Origin of the sequence: Pseudoalteromonas sp. S1650, from assembly GCF_005887195.1 — a bacterium.
Taxonomy (GTDB): Bacteria; Pseudomonadota; Gammaproteobacteria; order Enterobacterales; family Alteromonadaceae; genus Pseudoalteromonas; species Pseudoalteromonas simplex.
The window spans coordinates 1-259 of the sequence record NZ_PNDF01000270.1; the positions used below are offsets into that span (position 1 = coordinate 1).

1 protein-coding gene is annotated in these 259 nt (G+C 50.2%); it reads left to right on the top strand.

Annotated features, from left to right (window positions below):
• Nucleotides 1-259 (top strand): LysR family transcriptional regulator (locus CWB80_RS22360; protein ID WP_138686329.1); only part of this gene is annotated, 259 nt, incomplete at both ends.

The window sequence follows — 259 nt, forward strand, 5'->3', positions numbered from 1 at the left end:
CGCGCAGCAAGCGCCTGTGTTATCGGTCAATCCACCTTAAGTAGTGCAATTCAAAACTTAGAAGAAACCTTAGGGTGCCAACTGATTGAGCGTGTAAACCGCCGCCTAATGTGTACCGCAATTGGTGAAGAGGATCGCGAAAAACCACGTCAGATTCTAGAGGACACCCTTCGCCTAACAGAGCTGACAACGAGGTCTTTAACGCCTTTGAGTGGCACTCTCACGCTTGGTGTGAACCCGACGAGTGCCAGCTTTATTG